This is a genomic window from Gilliamella sp. B3783 (genome assembly GCF_026536125.1).
Lineage (GTDB): Bacteria > Pseudomonadota > Gammaproteobacteria > Enterobacterales > Orbaceae > Gilliamella.
The window spans coordinates 294,857-311,326 of sequence record NZ_JAFNOU010000001.1 but is presented as its reverse complement, the minus strand read 5'-3'; the positions used below and the strand labels follow the sequence as shown (position 1 = coordinate 311,326).

The window sequence follows — 16,470 nt, the reverse complement described above, 5'->3', positions numbered from 1 at the left end:
TTTAAAATAGTTAGGTGCATTATGAATAAGTTAATGAAAGAAAAAGCAGTGTCAGCATTGAGTCCGATGCAATATTATGTTACTCAACAAAATGGTACTGAGCCGCCTTTTGAAAATGAATTCAATGCAAATCACCAAGATGGTTTATATGTCGATATAGTCTCGGGAGAGCCATTATTTACCTCCTTAGATAAATTTGATTCTGGTTGTGGTTGGCCAAGTTTTAGTAAACCGATTGATAACAAAAGCATTATTGAAAAACTAGATCAAAGTCATGGCATGCATCGTACTGAAGTGCGTTCACTAAAAGCCGATTCCCATCTTGGTCATGTTTTTGAGGATGGTCCTAAAGCATTAGGAGGATTACGCTATTGTATCAATTCTGCCGCTTTACGCTTTATACCGAAAGAACAACTTCAAGCAGCAGGTTATGGTCAATACTTACCGCTTTTTGAGTAATTTGAATAATTTTAATCCTATCATCGTATCGACGATTGGTAGGATTTTCAGCTTTTTTCTAAACGCTCTCACTGGTTTCGACTATACTTTAATGACATATGTGAATAGGAAAGCTTAATTCTGAAATAGAATTATCCTGTTAACTTTTGGATTAAATATTGACTGATATCAAGATAAATATTTTTAGCGCAATGCTGATGAGTTTTTGGCTTAATAATTTTTTGTTTTTAGTAATTAGGTAGAAGCAAAGTTATGATATTTAATCTTTCTTTATGACAAACTACATTGAGATGATTAAAATAGAGATAAAAAGCTTAATTATTTTGCCTACGTGTTTACTGAATGATGCGCAAAAATAATTTTTAAAATACTTGTTATCTCTATCATTAAGGATGAACAATATAAAAATTGCTAGCTAATTCTTACGTTTAAATAAAACATAGCTGATAATTAAAAAAACTAAACTGGTTAACATTGATCCTATCACAGGATAGATACCCATAACGATACTTGCTTGTGCAAAAAGATTATCGGCAATATAGAAGATAAATCCAAAACTTATCCCAATGATGACACGTACTCCCATCGATACGCTACGTAAAGGCCCAAAAATAAACGAAAGTGCTAATAACATCATGACTGCAACAGAAATCGGTTTAATAAGTTTTTTCCAGAAAAGTAGATCATAATATTTAGTGTCTTGACCTGAACTTTTTAAATATTGGGCGTATTGGTAAAGTCCAGAAGCAGATAGTGAATCAGGATCGAAAGCAACAATATTAAGTTTGTCTGGTGTGATGTTTGTTTTCCATGGCATCGATACCATATTATTACCAATTATTTTGTTTGGTTGGTTTAGTTCATTTCTTTCAATTTGCAATAAAGTCCATATGTTATCCTTAAATACAGCACTTTCGGCATGAGTAATTGATAATAATTTATTATTATCTACTGAATAAATATCAATATTAGAGATGGAGTTATCATTATTGACATGGCCGATAAATACATAATCGTTGCCATCTTTTGCCCACAGACCATTTTGTTGTGCCATTAATGAATTTCCATATAATTTTTCAGATCGCATATTACGAGCAGTTTGTTCACTCACGGGAGCAACCCATTCACCAATCGCCATTGTTAAAATCACTAATGGTAATGCTGTTTTCATCACGGCTAATGCTATTTTAAAACGACTAAATCCAGACGTTTCCATGACAATTAGCTCACTACGAGACGCTAATATACCTAAACCTATTAATGCACCTAGTAATGCAGCCATAGGGAAAAAAATCTCTAAATCTTTTGGTACCATTAATAAAGAATAGATACCCACAGCAAAAGCATCATAGTCAACTTTTATTTTTCTTAATTGGTCGATAAAACGTATAATGCCCGATAAGCTAATTAATAAAAATAGGCAAATACCAATTGTGCTTAAAATAGTTTTACCAATATAGCGATCTAAAATCGAAAACATCCTTTTTCTCCTTTATGATGCAATATATTTTAAACGAAGTTTACGCATAAATAAGTTATCCCAACAGTTTAAAAACAAAGCTATTATAAAATAAATTAAATTAATGATATAAAACCATAAGGCGGGATCTAATCGACCTTTACCGGCATTTGCTTTAATAGAGCTTGCTAATAGAAAATAAATCAAATACAGCAATAGGGCGGGTAAAATTTGTGCCAAGCGACCTTGCCTAGGGTTAGAAACACTTAGCGGTATAACTAAAAATGCCATAAGTGGGACAGAAATAATAAGTGTTAGTCGCCAATAAAATTCAGCTTCTGCTTTCAGTGTTTTAGTTTGGATTAAATTTGTTAAACTCAATTGTTGGACATCGGTTTTTTCATCATCAATAGAATCCAGCTCTTTGGGCTTTATAATGCCTAAATAATTATGAAAATTTGATATCCGAAAATCTTTTAACTGCGCCGTACCTTCATAACGATTGGCATCTTCTAATGTAATAATCTGGTTACCATCATCATCATGACCGGTTTTACCTTTATTAGCAATAATAATTGAAGGTCGTTGGTTGTTCTTAGGATTGATTTGTGCAATAAATACTTTATCTAAGGCATTATTATTGACGCTGTTGATATAAATGACTGAATTACCATCTGGTGTTTGTTGGAATTGACCCGCTAAAAGCCCCGCTAAACTAGGATTAATTTTAGCATTTTCAATTAATTGATCTTGTTTAAGACTCGACCAAGGCCCAAACCAAAGGCAGTTTATTGAGGTTAATGCACAAGTCAATATACATAGAAAAAATACAACTTGATAGGTTAAATTCTTTTTTACACCACAAGCTTGCATAGCAACCATTTCACTATCAGAATACAACCGGCCAAAAGTCACTAAAATGCCAAGAAAAAGACTCAAAGGTAAAATTAAATCGGCCATATTAGAAATACCTAAAACCAGTAAAGGCATAATCAAATCACGTGGAATATTGCCCTCAATAGCACTGGATAATATTCTAATTAATTTTTGTGAAAAGAAAATTAATAACAAAATAAACAGTATTGCCCCTTGTGTTTTTAATGTTTCTTTAACTAAATATCGACGAATTATCACATTTAACCTATCTAAACGTTTCTATAAATTTGCCTATTATAATCTGATTTGTTTTGTTTAGTTATCTTTTTGTTGCTATCCCCAAATGAACCGATAAAATATTAGTAATCACAACGAATATAATATAAGAGAATCCTTATGGAAATTTTAATTAAAAATAGCCTTACTATCACAGATCAAAAATCAGAATGTTTAGTTATTGCTGTTAACGACGACAAAACTAAGTCTGCAATATTGAAAGAAGTTGATGATGCTACTAATGGTTTTATTCAGCAATTAATTAAATCAGAAGATATCAGCGGTGAACTGGGTAAAACGGCATTTTTATATTCTGGTTCAAATAATTTAAAACAAAAATTATTATTTGTTGGATGTGGTAAATTAAAAGAGTTCGATTTAGCTCGAGCTAAAACTACAATTAAAGCCGTTATTACAACATTAATTGAAAAGAAAGTTAAAAATATTAGTTGGGATTTATTAACGATTTGCTCAGCCATTAATCACGATATCGTTAAGCAATTACCCCAAATTATTAACGATATAACTTATAATTTTGATCAATTCAAATCAAAAAAATCTCCATTACCAAGTTTAAATAAAATAACATTAGTATCCAGTGATAAAAAACAGCTTAAATCTATTACAAATTATTTAGTACAAGGTCAAATTATTGCAGAAGCGGTTAATGCAACTAAAACAATTGCCAATATGCCATCTAATGTATGCAATGCCCAATATTTAGCTGAACAAGGTAAAAAATTGGGTAAAAAGCACACATCTTTAAACGTGTCGTGCCTAGGCGAAAAAGAGTTAGCTAAATTAAATATGAATGCTTATTTAGCGGTAGGTCGCGGTTCAGAGAACGAATCAATTATGACCGTTATTGAATACAACGGTGCCAAAGACAAAAATGCTCAACCTTATGTTTTAGTTGGTAAAGGATTAACATTTGATTCAGGTGGCATTTCAATTAAACCCGCTGCCGGTATGGACGAAATGAAGTACGACATGTGTGGTGCAGCAACTGTTTATGGGGTGATGCAAGCCGTAGCCGAGCTAGCACTACCTATTAATGTAGTTGGTGTCATGGCGGGTTGTGAAAATATGCCAGATGGTAATGCTTACCGCCCTGGGGACATTTTAACCACTATGTCAGGTATCACGGTTGAAGTGATTAATACCGATGCAGAAGGTCGTTTGGTGTTATGTGATGTACTAACCTATGTTGAAAAATATCAACCTAAAGCTGTTATCGATATTGCAACATTAACTGGGGCTTGTATTATTGCTTTAGGCCATCATTATACTGGTGTGATGGGTAATAATGAACAATTAGTTGCTCAATTAGTTACTGCATCAAATAACGTTGATGATAAAGCTTGGGCGTTGCCAATTGATAATAATTTCCAAGATCAAATTAAATCAACGTGTGCTGATATTGTGAATGCTGCTGGTCGCGATGGTGGGACGATTACTGCTGCATGTTTTTTGTCTCGATTCACTGAAAAATATCAATGGGCGCATTTAGATATAGCAGGAACCGCTTGGAAATCTGGCGCGAGTAAAGGTGCGACTGGTCGACCGGTGGCGATGTTAGTTGAATATTTAATGGCTCAGTAAATTCATTTTATTATGAAAAAAGTCATTTTCTATCTTTTACAAAACCAGACACAAGCAGATCAATCAGGTATTTTATATCATGAAAAACTTGCTTGTGAAAAAATTGTTGAAGCATATCAAAACAATCAACGTATACTTGTAACTTGTCATGATCAGACGCAAGCAGAGAGAATTGATGAGTATCTTTGGCAATTAGATACAGATAATTTTGTACCCCATAATTTAGCAGGTGAAGGCATGAAAGGCGGATCACCTGTTGAAATTTGTTGGCCGCAAAAGCGCAGTAATGGTAATCGACAAATCTTAATTAACTTGCAAGAGCAATTTCCTGATTTTTCTGCTGTTTACCATAATATTATAGATTTTGTTCCGGTTGATGAGCGATTAAAATCGCTTGCACGAGAAAGATACAAATCTTATAAAGATGCGGGGTTTAATTTGAAAACTATCCCTGTGTTATGTGAATAAAAAATACTGAGTTAACTCGTTAAACTATATAAAAAATTGGGTAATTAACATCACTAATTCGCGTTTTGTATTGATGAAAATTTAATACTTTTTTACTATCATCTATTTGTTATTCTGTCATTTTATATAAGAAAATGACAGATGTTTATTATCTTTTTATTTTGTTTACTCTCCGTTATTTTGGTGAAGATTGATAATGATTGAAGTTAACAAATCTTAACAAATATCTCAGATTTCTTGTTGCTCAGCCATCTTCAGTTATTTATACTTTAGCAGATTTTTAATCTTAATTAAAAATTAATAAAAAAAAGTAAATAAAATAGAAAAGGATATGCTAATATGTTAAAATATAAGGGATTAGAGGTCAGCCAGCCAGCCAGCCAGCCAGCCAGCCAATAATTCATCAATACTTGGCAACTTTTTAAAAAATAAAAATCTATTATTATTTTTAAGTCTATTTACTTTTATCAATCACACTTCGGCTTTGTCAGCAAAATCGGTTAATGCAATTAAAGGTAATGCCCCTTATATATCATTCAACGGCTTAACCAAAGCAACTGATATTACCCCTCTTTTAAGAATAATATTGCCCGATGGCACAAAAGTCGCGCCTGATAATGATGTCTCAACCTCATCAAATCCTATTCAGCTTGTCACAGCTAAAGCAAAGTTTTCTGATATTAAAACGTTTGTTTCACCTCCTAATGAAAACTCAAGTTATCCACAACAGTCATTAACACAGATTATTACTGCATCGAATTACTGGGGGGACAGAGATGGTGATGGTCAACCAGCGGTTACTGGGAATATAGCGTTAAATTGGTATGATTATGAGGGAAATAACATAACTGATTTTGTAAAAAGTAATTTCAATAGTGAATTAGAAGGCTGTAATGCACCTTACCAGTTGACGCTATCTACACCCGTAGTTGGGTTTATATCAACACAATATGGCATACCAAATACTAGTATGTTTCAAGGTGGAAGTAAAAGTTATTATCTTTATCCGAACGTTGATTCACTTGCAAAATTTTGCTATGCAAAACCCAATTTAGCGAGCGAAGAAGATGTTGGAGATAATTGGAAGTATGGAAAAGGATTTTATTCTTATGATCCTAACAATCCACAAAATAACTTTCCAACAACGGGATCAAATAATTTATTTTTTGATTTGAAAGTTGCTGGATTATCTGCTGATGAACTAATAAATATCAATGGGAGTAGCGTTGGACAAGTGTCTGGTAGTGGTGTGAGTTTAAGTTTGAGTAATTATGGCGGTTTATTGCGTGTAACCCTAAAAGGTCCATCTTTATCGAGTAATGGTGGCGTATTTACACCTTCCACATTTAGATTATATGCGAATAGAGATAAATCTATCGTTTTTTATACCTTTACGATATCGCGCTGGTATATTGGTATTCCTGGTGCCTCAGGGGGTTATTTGAATTCAGAAAATAGATGTAACTCATTAAATGGAGGTTACCGATTACCAGGGGTTTTGGATTTGACCAATTCGAATCGAGTAACCGATGGAAGTGGTAATAATATTAATTGGAATAATGGCGTACCGGGTGTGAAAGAAGTAGATCGACGATTAATTAGTTACCGAAATAGTAGTGGACAGTGGATGGGTGGATTATTTTCTGAATGGGGAAGTGTAACGAATGATTATTATGTTGGTAGTGATTGGGATAATTATCATGATCCCTATTTTGGAGGTGCTTATTATTGGACATCGGATTTAAGAAGTGATCAAAATCATTATGTTGTGGATGCAAGAAATGGCGTTATAGGTAATCGAGGTGATGAAGAGCCTAATTATTTAACAGGATGCGTAACGCCGTAATTATTTTTTATTTAAATTGTATAATTAGCTTAAAATAAAGGCTCTATTTATAAAGTTATAATGGCAAACCTAATATCGTTTTACGATATTAGGTTTGCCAATTTTTTTAGCTTAAAAAATAACCTAAATTAGTGGTTTTATTTGACAAAATATCAAAGAATAACTAGCAACTCAATGCCATATCATTCAATTAGATAGTGATTGAAATTTTATTAGAGTCGATTATATCAATCGCATTGAATATTAAGGCGATTCAGTTATAATGCAGATCATTTTAAAATTGATGTATTTATATGATTATTGGTTTTATTGGAGCAGGTAAAGTTGGGTGCACACTAGCGAAATATTTTAGTTTATCTGGTTTGCAAGTTGCAGGCTTTTATAGCCGAACTTATGAACATGCCAAACAAGCAAGTGATTTTACTCAATCTTATGCCTATTCATCTTTAGCTGATTTAGTGAATGATTGCGATTGTTTATTGGTGACAGTAGCTGATGGTCAAATTGCTTCTGTTTGGCATGATTTATGTCAATTACCTATTACCAATAAATGGATTGGCCATTGTAGTGGCTTATTGACATCACACATATTTCAGCAAAATAAAGTTGTGCATCCATTTGCTTTTTCATTACACCCTTTATACGCTATTTATGATAAGTTCGATTGCTATAATGCTATGTCGGACGTCTCTTTTACACTCGAAGCAAATAAAGCTATTATCGACCAATTACAACGTTTTTTAGCGCTATTACCTAATCGCTTGGCAATTCTTTCAGCAAATAAAAAGCCACTATATCATGCTGCTTGTGTCATGCTAAGTAATCAAGTGCTAGCTCTGGTACAAATAGGTGTAGATTTACTTAATCAATGTGGATTAGATAAAGAGTTTAGTGAACAAGCTTGGCATCCTCTATTTCTTGGTAATGCTAACAACATTTGTAAAGCGGGTGTCATTGATGCATTAACTGGACCTGTAGAGCGTAACGATATTGAAACCATTAAGCAACATATGATGGCAATGCCAAATGAGCTCAAACCAATTTATCAACAATTATCGACTATTTTGCTTAATATTAGTCGACAAAAACATCCCAATAAGGACTATCGACAATTAGAATTGGAGTTGTTACCTTGAAAAATACTATCCTTACTTTACAAAAATATAAACAAAACAAACAAAAAATTACGATGTTGACAGCTTATGACTATACTACCGCAAAACTAATGGATGAAAGTGGTGTTGATTGTCTGTTAGTTGGAGACTCCCTAGGCATGGTTATGCTTGGATATGATAGCACTGTATCGGTCACCATGGAGGATATGATTCATCATTCAAAAGCTGTTGCTAGAGCGGCTAAAACGGCTTTAGTTGTAACCGATTTACCGTTTATGTCTTACCATGCTTCTGTTTATGATGCAGTGTATAATGCTGGTCGATTGATTCAAGAAGGCAATGCTCAAGCCGTTAAACTTGAAGGTGGGCAGGCTTTTTGCGAACATATCAAAATGATAGCGCAAGCTTCTATACCGGTTATTGCTCATATTGGCTTAATGCCACAATCAGTATTAGCATTGGGTGGTTACAAAGTACAAGGTAAAAATTACCAAGCAGCGAAAGCGATTATTTTAGATGCTTTAGCTGTTGAACAGGCAGGTGCTGCGGCAATTTTACTCGAATGTGTACCTGCCGATTTAGCTAAATTCATAACTGAACTTGTTAGCGTTCCTACTATTGGGATTGGTGCAGGTCATGGTTGTGATGGGCAAGTTTTAGTCTATCAAGATATGTTATCTATGTATGATGGTGTATCGTCCAAATTTGTTAAATCTTTTGCCCCAATGGGGGACCAAATGAAACAGGCATTTGCGGATTATTGCCAAGAAGTTAAACAGCAACAATTCCCTGCACCTATTCATGAGTTTGCTATTGATGATGAGATCATGACTAAACTCAAATCTGAATTTTCAAACTAGCTTGGAAGAATAATAAACATGAAAGTTATAACCACTATCGATGAAGTCCGCGATCAGGTTAAAGCTTGGCGTAACAATGGCGAAAGTATTGGTTTAGTGCCGACCATGGGATATCTGCATGAAGGTCATCAAAGCTTAATGGCTAGCGCTAAAAAAGATAATCAAAGAGTGATTGTTACAATATTCGTTAATCCAATGCAGTTTGGTCCTAAAGAGGACCTAGCTAGCTATCCGCGTGATTTAGAAAGAGATAAAAAAGCCTGTCAGCAAATGGGCGTTGATTTGATTTTTTGTCCGTCTGCCGATGAAATATATGACGCGAATTTCAATAGCTATGTCAATGTTAATGGTTTAACTGATGCGCTTTGTGGAAAAAAGCGACCGGGACATTTTAAAGGTGTTTGTACGGTTGTCACCAAACTATTTAATATTACTCAACCTGATCGCGCCTATTTTGGACAAAAAGATGCGCAACAATTAGCCGTCATTCAACGAATGGTTCAAGATTTCAATATTCCCATCGAAATTATTGGTTGTCCGATTGTGCGTGAAAGTGATGGATTGGCTAAGAGTTCGCGCAATAGCTATTTGTCTGATAATGAGCGCAAAGCAGCCGTTTGTCTTTATCAATCGATAGAACTTGCTAATACTATGATCGCTCAAGGGGAAAGATCAGTAGCGACCATTCTTAGCGCGATGCAATTACTTATTGAACAACAGTCACTTGCTAAAATTGATTATATTGAATTTGTCGATCTTAGTTCATTAAAACCCGTATCGCAGTTAACACAAGATACACTATGCGCTTTAGCGGTTTATATTGGTAAAACTCGATTGATCGATAATTTTATTTATCATCATTAACAATCAATTTATTAATATAAAAGATCGCTTATCGACCGGCGATCTTTTTTTAACATATTCTACCCGTCTCGGAAAATCGATTTAATCAACGACTTTATTCGTATAGCAATTTATTGTTATGTCTTTTTACTGTAGAATAATAGCCATTTTTATGCCTTGAATTAGGATTGATGCCTTTATTATGAAAAATACGACTTATAATCCACAAGAAATCGAACAACCTATCTATCAACATTGGGAAGAAAGTGGTTACTTTAAGCCTAATGGTGACAAATCTCAGCCTAGCTATTGCATTGCTATTCCACCACCAAACGTAACGGGTAGTTTGCATATGGGACATGCATTTCAACAGACCATTATGGATGCACTAATTCGCTATCACCGTATGCAAGGTAATAACACGCTTTGGCAATCAGGTACTGACCATGCAGGTATTGCTACCCAAATGGTGGTAGAACGTAAAATTGCCGCTGAAGAAAATAAAACTCGCCATGATTATGGTCGAGATGCCTTTATCGAAAAAATTTGGCAATGGAAAGCCGAATCAGGTGGTAGCATTACTAAACAGATGCGACGTTTAGGGGATTCGGTTGATTGGGATCGTGAACGTTTTACGATGGATGAAGGCCTTTCTAATGCAGTTAAAGAGGTTTTTGTAAGACTTTATCAAGAAGATTTGATTTATCGCGGTAAACGCTTAGTGAATTGGGACCCAAAATTACGCACGGCAATTTCAGATCTTGAAGTTGAAAATCGTGAAGTTAAAGGTTCAATGTGGCATTTGCGCTACCCATTAGCGGATGGTGCAAAAACGGCAGATGGTAAAGATTATCTTGTTGTCGCAACCACTCGTCCTGAAACACTATTTGGTGATACTGGGGTGGCGGTTAATCCTGAAGATCTTCGTTATAAAGATCTCATTGGTAAATTTGTTATATTACCTTTTGTCAATCGTCGTATTCCTATTGTTGGGGATGAACATGCGGATATGACAAAAGGTACGGGTTGTGTAAAAATTACGCCTGCTCATGACTTTAATGACTATGAAGTAGGGCGTCGTCATCAACTACCGATGATTAATATCTTTACCTTTGATGGTGAGATTCGTACGCAAGCAGAAGTATTTGATACTAATGGTGAGTCAAGCACCGCTTACTCAACTGATATTCCGACACAATTCCAAAATTTAGAACGCTTTGCTGCACGTAAATTAGTTGTTGCAGAGTGTGAAGTTCAAGGTATTTTAGAAAAAATTGAACCACATGATCTCACCATTCCTTACGGCGATCGTGGTGGCGTGGTCATTGAACCAATGTTAACCGATCAGTGGTATGTTCGCGCTAAAGTCTTAGCTGAACCAGCAATAGCTGCTGTAAAAAATGGCGATATTCAATTTGTACCTAAACAGTACGAAAACATGTATTTTTCATGGATGAATGACATCCAAGATTGGTGTATTTCGCGCCAATTATGGTGGGGGCACCGAATTCCGGCTTGGTATGATAATCAAGGTAATGTCTATGTTGGTCGTGACGAAGCTGAAGTTCGCCGTGAAAACGGTCTATCTGCTGATATCGAGTTATCACAAGATGATGATGTACTTGATACTTGGTTCTCATCAGCGCTGTGGACATTCTCAACCTTAGGTTGGCCAGAAAAGACCGATGATTTAGCGACTTTCCATCCAACTAATGTTCTTGTAACTGGTTTTGATATCATCTTCTTCTGGGTCGCAAGAATGATTATGATGACGATGCATTTCATCAAAGATGAACATGGCAAACCTCAAGTACCTTTTAAAACAGTTTATGTAACTGGCTTGATTCGTGATGAAGAAGGGCAGAAAATGTCAAAATCTAAAGGGAATGTTATTGATCCTTTAGATATGATTGATGGGATATCACTTGCCGATTTATTAGAAAAACGTACTGGTAACATGATGCAACCACAGCTTGCTGAAAAAATTGCCAAACGTACTGAAAAACAGTTTCCTAATGGCATTGAAGCCCATGGTACCGATGCATTACGTTTTACTTTAGCGGCACTGGCGTCCACTGGTCGTGATATTAATTGGGATCTAAAACGTTTAGAAGGTTATCGTAATTTCTGTAATAAACTATGGAATGCTAGCCGTTATGTATTAATGAACACTCAAGATCACGATTGTGGATTTAAAGGTGGTGTTTTAGAGTATTCATTAGCTGATAAATGGATCTTAGCGGAGTTTAATCAAACGGTGAAAACATACCGCGAAGCATTTGATACTTATCGTTTCGATTTAGCGGCTAATATCTTATATGAATTTACTTGGAATCAGTTCTGTGACTGGTATTTGGAGTTAACCAAATCAGTAATAGCTAATGGCGAGCAAAATCAACAACGAGCAGCTCGTCATACGTTAGTAACAGTCCTTGAAGCACTCTTGCGTTTGGCTCATCCAATCATTCCATTCATAACTGAAGCTATTTGGCAAAGTGTAAAACCATTAATGGTCATCAAAGCAGATACTATTATGTTACAACCAATGCCTGCCTTTGATAGCAAATTAGCTGATAATGAAGCAGTTGCTGATATCAATTGGATTAAAGATGCCGTTATCGCTGTTCGCAATATTCGTGCTGAAATGAATATTGCACCAAGCAAACCGTTACAATTATTGATCAGAAAAGCATCGCCGACTGTGCATCGCATTATTAGTGACAATGTCACCTTTATAGAGTCTTTAGCAAGATTATCCGAAATTGTCTTGTTAGATGAAGGTGAGGCAGGGCCATTATCGGTAACCAAATTGGTTGATGGTGCAGAGTTACTTATTCCAATGGCTGGTTTGATCAATAAAGATGATGAGCTAGCTCGTCTTGAAAAAGAAATAGCTCGCATTGAAGGCGAAATTGCACGTATTGATAACAAGCTTTCCAATGCCAGCTTTGTTGATAAAGCACCAGCAGCTGTAGTGGCTAAAGAGAAAGAAAAACAACAAGGCTATGTGGCTGACAAAGCTAAATTACAAGAGCAGTATGAAGCAATAAAAAGTCTTTAGTTTGAAAAAAAAACTCTCGTTGTTACGAGAGTTTTTTTAGACCTGATAATATTAGAATTTATAACCAACACCAATCATGGCAACCCATGGATCAAGTTTATACTTGGCCGTTACTTTGGTATCACCTAAATGAGTTTTAGCTTTAGTTTCAATATCGATATAACGTAATTGAGCATTGATAAGCCAATTTTCAGTAATGTTATAATCAGTACCAACTTGCGCAGCTAATCCCCAAGAGCTATCCAAATCTAAACCATGAAAACCTGCATTTTTAGCATCGCCACTCAGTTTTTCATCAAAGAAGAAAGTATAGTTAACGCCTAATCCCACATAAGGTTGGAACTCATAGCTACTATCAAGTGGGTAAAATACAGCACTTAATGTTGGTGGTAAATGCTTAATTTTACCAAGATGAGCACCCGCTAAACCAGTAGAGTTGCCCCCTCCAAGTTTTACACGATGACTAAATGGGGTTGCGGCGAGTAGTTCAATACCAAGATTATCAGTCACCATATACTGAAAGTTTAAACCAAGCTGTGTGTCCTTATCTGCCTTAGCTTTTAAATCACTTTTGGCTCCGCCTACTTTAACATGATCACTTGAATCTTTTGGGTGAACGTAAACAGGACCACCACGGACGATGATTTCATTTGCATGATGTGCATAAGCCATAGAACTTGCTAAACCCATTGACATGAGCATTGCAATAGAAGATATTTTCATTTTTGCCTCCTCGTTTTACTTCTAATCCATAATTTATAAATATGCAAAAAATGGAATTTTATTTAATGTTTTTCAGATTTTATGTCTAAAATTATTTTATTAGTATAACTCTTTTAATATTAAAAAAATATCATAATAAATTTGATAATTCTGCAATTTAGTTCACATTTTAAAAAAATGCCAATCATAATTTGCATTGTTTATTAAGTTTATATACAATAGCTCCAATTCTTTCGTGGGTTGTTAGCTCAGTCGGTAGAGCAGTTGACTCTTAATCAATTGGTCGCGGGTTCGATCCCCTCACAACCCACCATTCCTTAATTCATCCAAATTCAAAAACGTTTAAAAAATCTTTATATAACAAGCTTTCTAGCTGATTTACTGTTTAACTAAGTTCAAGAAGATTTAGCGAAATTCAAACTTTTATGTTATATATTATGTTATACGCTCAAATATAGCTTAAATTCGTATAACATCGTCAAGATTTTAAAACCTCTAAATGATACTCAAATCAAGTCAGTCAAGCCAAAGGAAAAGGATTTTACTTTATCTGATGGCAATGGTTAATATTTATTAGTTAAGTCTAATGGTTCTAAAATTTGGCGGTTTAATTATATTAGTCTTGATTCAAAAAAACGTACATTGGTTTGCTTTGGTAGTTATCCAGAAATCACATTACTTAACGCAAGACAAAAAAGAGATGAATATCGTTTTTTAGTATCTCAAGGAGTAGATCCACAACAGCATAAACAATCTATACAAAACCAATCAAAAAAAGAGAAAGATAATACATTTTATAAAGTGGCTGAAAGATGGCTTGAACAACAGAACTCAAGAGATATTACCAGTGGAACAATTAGGCGAATAAAAAATTCATTTGTTAATTATATTTATCCTAGCCTTGGCGATATACCTGTCTCTCAGCTAAAAGCCAAAGATTTTATTGAAGCTTTAAAGCCTCTTGAATGTGCCGGTAAACTAGATATAGTTAAGAGGATATCACAGCGAATTAATAGAGTAATGACTTGTGCTGTTAACAATGATCTGATTGAATATAATCCAACTGGTAAAATAGGGGCTGTGTTTAAAGTTGACCATAATCAAAATGTGCTCTCGTTACCACCGTCAGAGTTACCAAGAGTTATGAAAGCTATTGGCTAATATTGAATCACAAACAAGATGCTTGATTGAGCGGCAACTATTTACCATAAGACCAATTTAGGCAGTATCTGCATCATGGAGAGAAATAGACCTAAAAAGTGAATTATGGATGATACCTGCAGAGAAAATGAGAAGAGATCATACTATTCCACTAAATAAACAGGCAATAAAGATAATTGAAATTATGAAGCCTATTAACGGCCGAGTGAATATGTCTTCCCAATATTAAAAGCAACTTTCAATAAACATATGAATAAAGAAACAGTCAATACAGCATTAAATGAATATGGTTTTGATTATGAATTGATTGAAGTCTCACTTGCTCGCGTCGATAAGAATGCAGTAAGAGCAATTTACAATAGAGCAACCTACTTAGATAAACGTAGAGATATGATGCAATGATGGTGGGAATTTTGTAGAGCAAGCTAGCCAAGGGAAAATATCCTTGTCAGGTAGTTAATATTAAAACTATAAATTTAATTTTGTCATATTCACATATTTAAGCCAGTCAACTAGAATGGTTTTTTATTGTCTCTTATATAAGAATTACTTTATACATATTTTTAATATGACTAATAATATAATTGATTTATATATATTTTTTAAAGTGTTATTAAAAGATAATAATAACATAAAATTATGTCATTAAATTGATTCCAAGTTCGTGCAGTTTCCTAAATGAGATCCTTTTCTTTGGCTAGCTAAATTCCACAAAAATATGGTATTCAAATAAGTGTTTTTTTATACAGTAATGGTATAATTTAAAATTATTCCTAGGCTGTTCCCCGAATATACGTAACTCTAACGGACTGGCGTAATCATTTCATAGGGGATTGTTTGAGGGAACAATGGCTAATTTATTTGATCTTCGAGATAAACTAACATTTTATGAATCATTAAGATATTTCAGTGATGCTGGATTTACTTTTAATCCTCAAGAACTTTTTCATTTTGTTTTAGAGAAAAAAACAATAAAGATATTTTTCAATACTAGAGACACTCAATTTATTATTAGTTCCATTCATCTCTTGCTAAGAAAAAAACCGTACTGCTGTATGCCAGAGAATAGGTCTTTTGGGTTTATTATTGATGTAGACACCGAGAAGTTAAGGCTAACTAAGTATATAGTAAATAGCGATGAATATGGAGATCGCCCTATATCACAGTGTATGTGGGATGCAACAGATTATTATGTTGGTTTTTCTAACTGAAGATATTAGAAGTCTTTTAGAACAAGCTCTAAAAATTAGTGAAAAGCCACAATCAATACCAGATCTAACTAGTTCTATAAAAAATAATCATGGTGATATTAATAACTTTTTATGTCAAATCAAAGAAAATAGCGAAGAAATAAGCAAAAAAGCAGGTAGGCCTGCAAATAAATATAAGTCTGAGGTAATTAGGAGTGCACAATTAAATAGAAAGGAAACACCTAAGATAGGACTCTTTCAATTAAGGGACGAAATATAAACTATTTATATAAAGAATATTTAAGCTACACCAGCAATATACCTTCATTAGATACAGTATACGGCTATTTAGCAAAGGCTGGACTAAAAGGAAACCGCCAAGATCAAAATGGAACTATTCCAGATTTCAAATTATTAACTTAGAATATAGGTTTAATAGCTGTCCTAAAAACATTAAAAACCATTTTCAAAAAAATAAATAAAATCAATTTATTATATGTAATAAAAATAATTTTAACTATGGTTAAAATA

At 34.3% G+C, this 16,470-nt stretch carries 13 protein-coding genes, 1 tRNA gene and 1 pseudogene; 12 read left to right on the top strand and 3 right to left on the bottom strand.

Going from position 1 to position 16,470, the window contains the following annotated elements; translation table 11 throughout:
* The first annotated feature begins 21 nt into the window (after positions 1-21).
* Positions 22-459: a peptide-methionine (R)-S-oxide reductase MsrB gene (gene msrB / locus J3U59_RS01630; RefSeq protein ID WP_323849479.1), complete on the top strand. Its 438-nt coding sequence runs from the start codon at positions 22-24 to the stop codon at positions 457-459.
* A 415-nt stretch (positions 460-874) separates the two neighbouring features.
* Here msrB and lptG read toward each other — a convergent pair whose 3' ends face one another.
* Together lptG and lptF are read right to left on the bottom strand one after the other, a co-directional pair.
* Positions 875-1,939 carry an LPS export ABC transporter permease LptG gene (lptG, locus tag J3U59_RS01625; RefSeq protein WP_267332606.1) on the bottom strand — a complete coding sequence of 355 codons (1,065 nt, stop codon included), beginning with the start codon at positions 1,937-1,939 and terminating at the stop codon, positions 875-877.
* A gap of 12 nt (positions 1,940-1,951) precedes the next feature.
* Positions 1,952-3,052: an LPS export ABC transporter permease LptF gene (gene lptF / locus J3U59_RS01620; protein ID WP_267332607.1), complete on the bottom strand. Its 1,101-nt coding sequence runs from the start codon at positions 3,050-3,052 to the stop codon at positions 1,952-1,954.
* 138 nt (positions 3,053-3,190) lie between these two features.
* On the opposite strand from lptF, the gene J3U59_RS01615 reads away from it, so the two are divergent.
* From J3U59_RS01615 to J3U59_RS01585, 7 genes are all read left to right on the top strand, one after another.
* Entirely contained in the window at positions 3,191-4,672 is a 1,482-nt protein-coding gene (locus J3U59_RS01615) for a leucyl aminopeptidase (RefSeq protein ID WP_267332608.1), read from the top strand.
* A gap of 12 nt (positions 4,673-4,684) precedes the next feature.
* A complete protein-coding gene (locus tag J3U59_RS01610; protein ID WP_267332609.1) occupies positions 4,685-5,140 on the top strand; it encodes a DNA polymerase III subunit chi in 456 nt (151 codons plus the stop codon).
* Positions 5,141-5,624: 484 nt separating this feature from the next.
* Entirely contained in the window at positions 5,625-6,986 is a 1,362-nt protein-coding gene (locus tag J3U59_RS01605; RefSeq protein WP_267346510.1) for a hypothetical protein, read from the top strand.
* 293 nt (positions 6,987-7,279) lie between these two features.
* Positions 7,280-8,122 carry a Rossmann-like and DUF2520 domain-containing protein gene (locus J3U59_RS01600; RefSeq protein ID WP_267332611.1) on the top strand — a complete coding sequence of 281 codons (843 nt, stop codon included), beginning with the start codon at positions 7,280-7,282 and terminating at the stop codon, positions 8,120-8,122.
* A complete protein-coding gene (panB, locus tag J3U59_RS01595; protein ID WP_267332612.1) occupies positions 8,119-8,961 on the top strand; it encodes a 3-methyl-2-oxobutanoate hydroxymethyltransferase in 843 nt (280 codons plus the stop codon). The genes J3U59_RS01600 and panB overlap by 4 nt, the downstream gene beginning before the upstream one ends.
* Positions 8,962-8,979: 18 nt before the next feature.
* Positions 8,980-9,825 (top strand): pantoate--beta-alanine ligase, encoded by an 846-nt coding sequence (panC, locus tag J3U59_RS01590; RefSeq protein ID WP_267332613.1) that lies wholly within the window; start codon positions 8,980-8,982, stop codon positions 9,823-9,825.
* Positions 9,826-10,006: 181 nt separating this feature from the next.
* A complete protein-coding gene (locus J3U59_RS01585) occupies positions 10,007-12,865 on the top strand; it encodes a valine--tRNA ligase (RefSeq protein WP_267332614.1) in 2,859 nt (952 codons plus the stop codon).
* Positions 12,866-12,916: 51 nt separating this feature from the next.
* Here J3U59_RS01585 and J3U59_RS01580 read toward each other — a convergent pair whose 3' ends face one another.
* Complete coding sequence (locus tag J3U59_RS01580; RefSeq protein WP_267332615.1) at positions 12,917-13,588, bottom strand: OmpW/AlkL family protein; 672 nt, start codon at positions 13,586-13,588, stop codon at positions 12,917-12,919.
* A 237-nt stretch (positions 13,589-13,825) separates the two neighbouring features.
* Between J3U59_RS01580 and J3U59_RS01575 the strand changes: the two genes are divergently transcribed.
* From J3U59_RS01575 to J3U59_RS01560, 4 genes and pseudogenes are all read left to right on the top strand, one after another.
* Positions 13,826-13,901 (top strand) — tRNA-Lys (locus J3U59_RS01575).
* Positions 13,902-14,062: 161 nt separating this feature from the next.
* Positions 14,063-15,209: pseudogene (locus tag J3U59_RS01570) on the top strand (integrase arm-type DNA-binding domain-containing protein).
* Positions 15,210-15,597: 388 nt separating this feature from the next.
* Entirely contained in the window at positions 15,598-15,960 is a 363-nt protein-coding gene (locus J3U59_RS01565) for a hypothetical protein (RefSeq protein WP_267332616.1), read from the top strand.
* The gene (locus J3U59_RS01560) at positions 15,926-16,219 is read left to right on the top strand and encodes a hypothetical protein (RefSeq protein WP_267332617.1); all 294 of its coding nucleotides are present in this window, start codon (positions 15,926-15,928) and stop codon (positions 16,217-16,219) included. Before J3U59_RS01565 ends, J3U59_RS01560 begins: the two co-directional genes overlap by 35 nt.
* Positions 16,220-16,470 lie beyond the last annotated feature (251 nt).

What these genes read in the sequence shown, in the direction of transcription:
- msrB (WP_323849479.1), top strand. Translation starts at nt 22, where the DNA reads ATGAATAAGTTAATGAAAGAAAAAGCAGTGTCAGCATTGAGTCCGATG.
- J3U59_RS01565 (WP_267332616.1), top strand. Translation starts at nt 15,598, where the DNA reads ATGGCTAATTTATTTGATCTTCGAGATAAACTAACATTTTATGAATCA.
- J3U59_RS01560 (WP_267332617.1), top strand. Translation starts at nt 15,926, where the DNA reads ATGCAACAGATTATTATGTTGGTTTTTCTAACTGAAGATATTAGAAGT.
- J3U59_RS01580 (WP_267332615.1), bottom strand. Translation starts at nt 13,588, where the DNA reads ATGAAAATATCTTCTATTGCAATGCTCATGTCAATGGGTTTAGCAAGT.
- J3U59_RS01615 (WP_267332608.1), top strand. Translation starts at nt 3,191, where the DNA reads ATGGAAATTTTAATTAAAAATAGCCTTACTATCACAGATCAAAAATCA.
- J3U59_RS01585 (WP_267332614.1), top strand. Translation starts at nt 10,007, where the DNA reads ATGAAAAATACGACTTATAATCCACAAGAAATCGAACAACCTATCTAT.
- J3U59_RS01610 (WP_267332609.1), top strand. Translation starts at nt 4,685, where the DNA reads ATGAAAAAAGTCATTTTCTATCTTTTACAAAACCAGACACAAGCAGAT.
- lptG (WP_267332606.1), bottom strand. Translation starts at nt 1,939, where the DNA reads ATGTTTTCGATTTTAGATCGCTATATTGGTAAAACTATTTTAAGCACA.
- panC (WP_267332613.1), top strand. Translation starts at nt 8,980, where the DNA reads ATGAAAGTTATAACCACTATCGATGAAGTCCGCGATCAGGTTAAAGCT.
- J3U59_RS01600 (WP_267332611.1), top strand. Translation starts at nt 7,280, where the DNA reads ATGATTATTGGTTTTATTGGAGCAGGTAAAGTTGGGTGCACACTAGCG.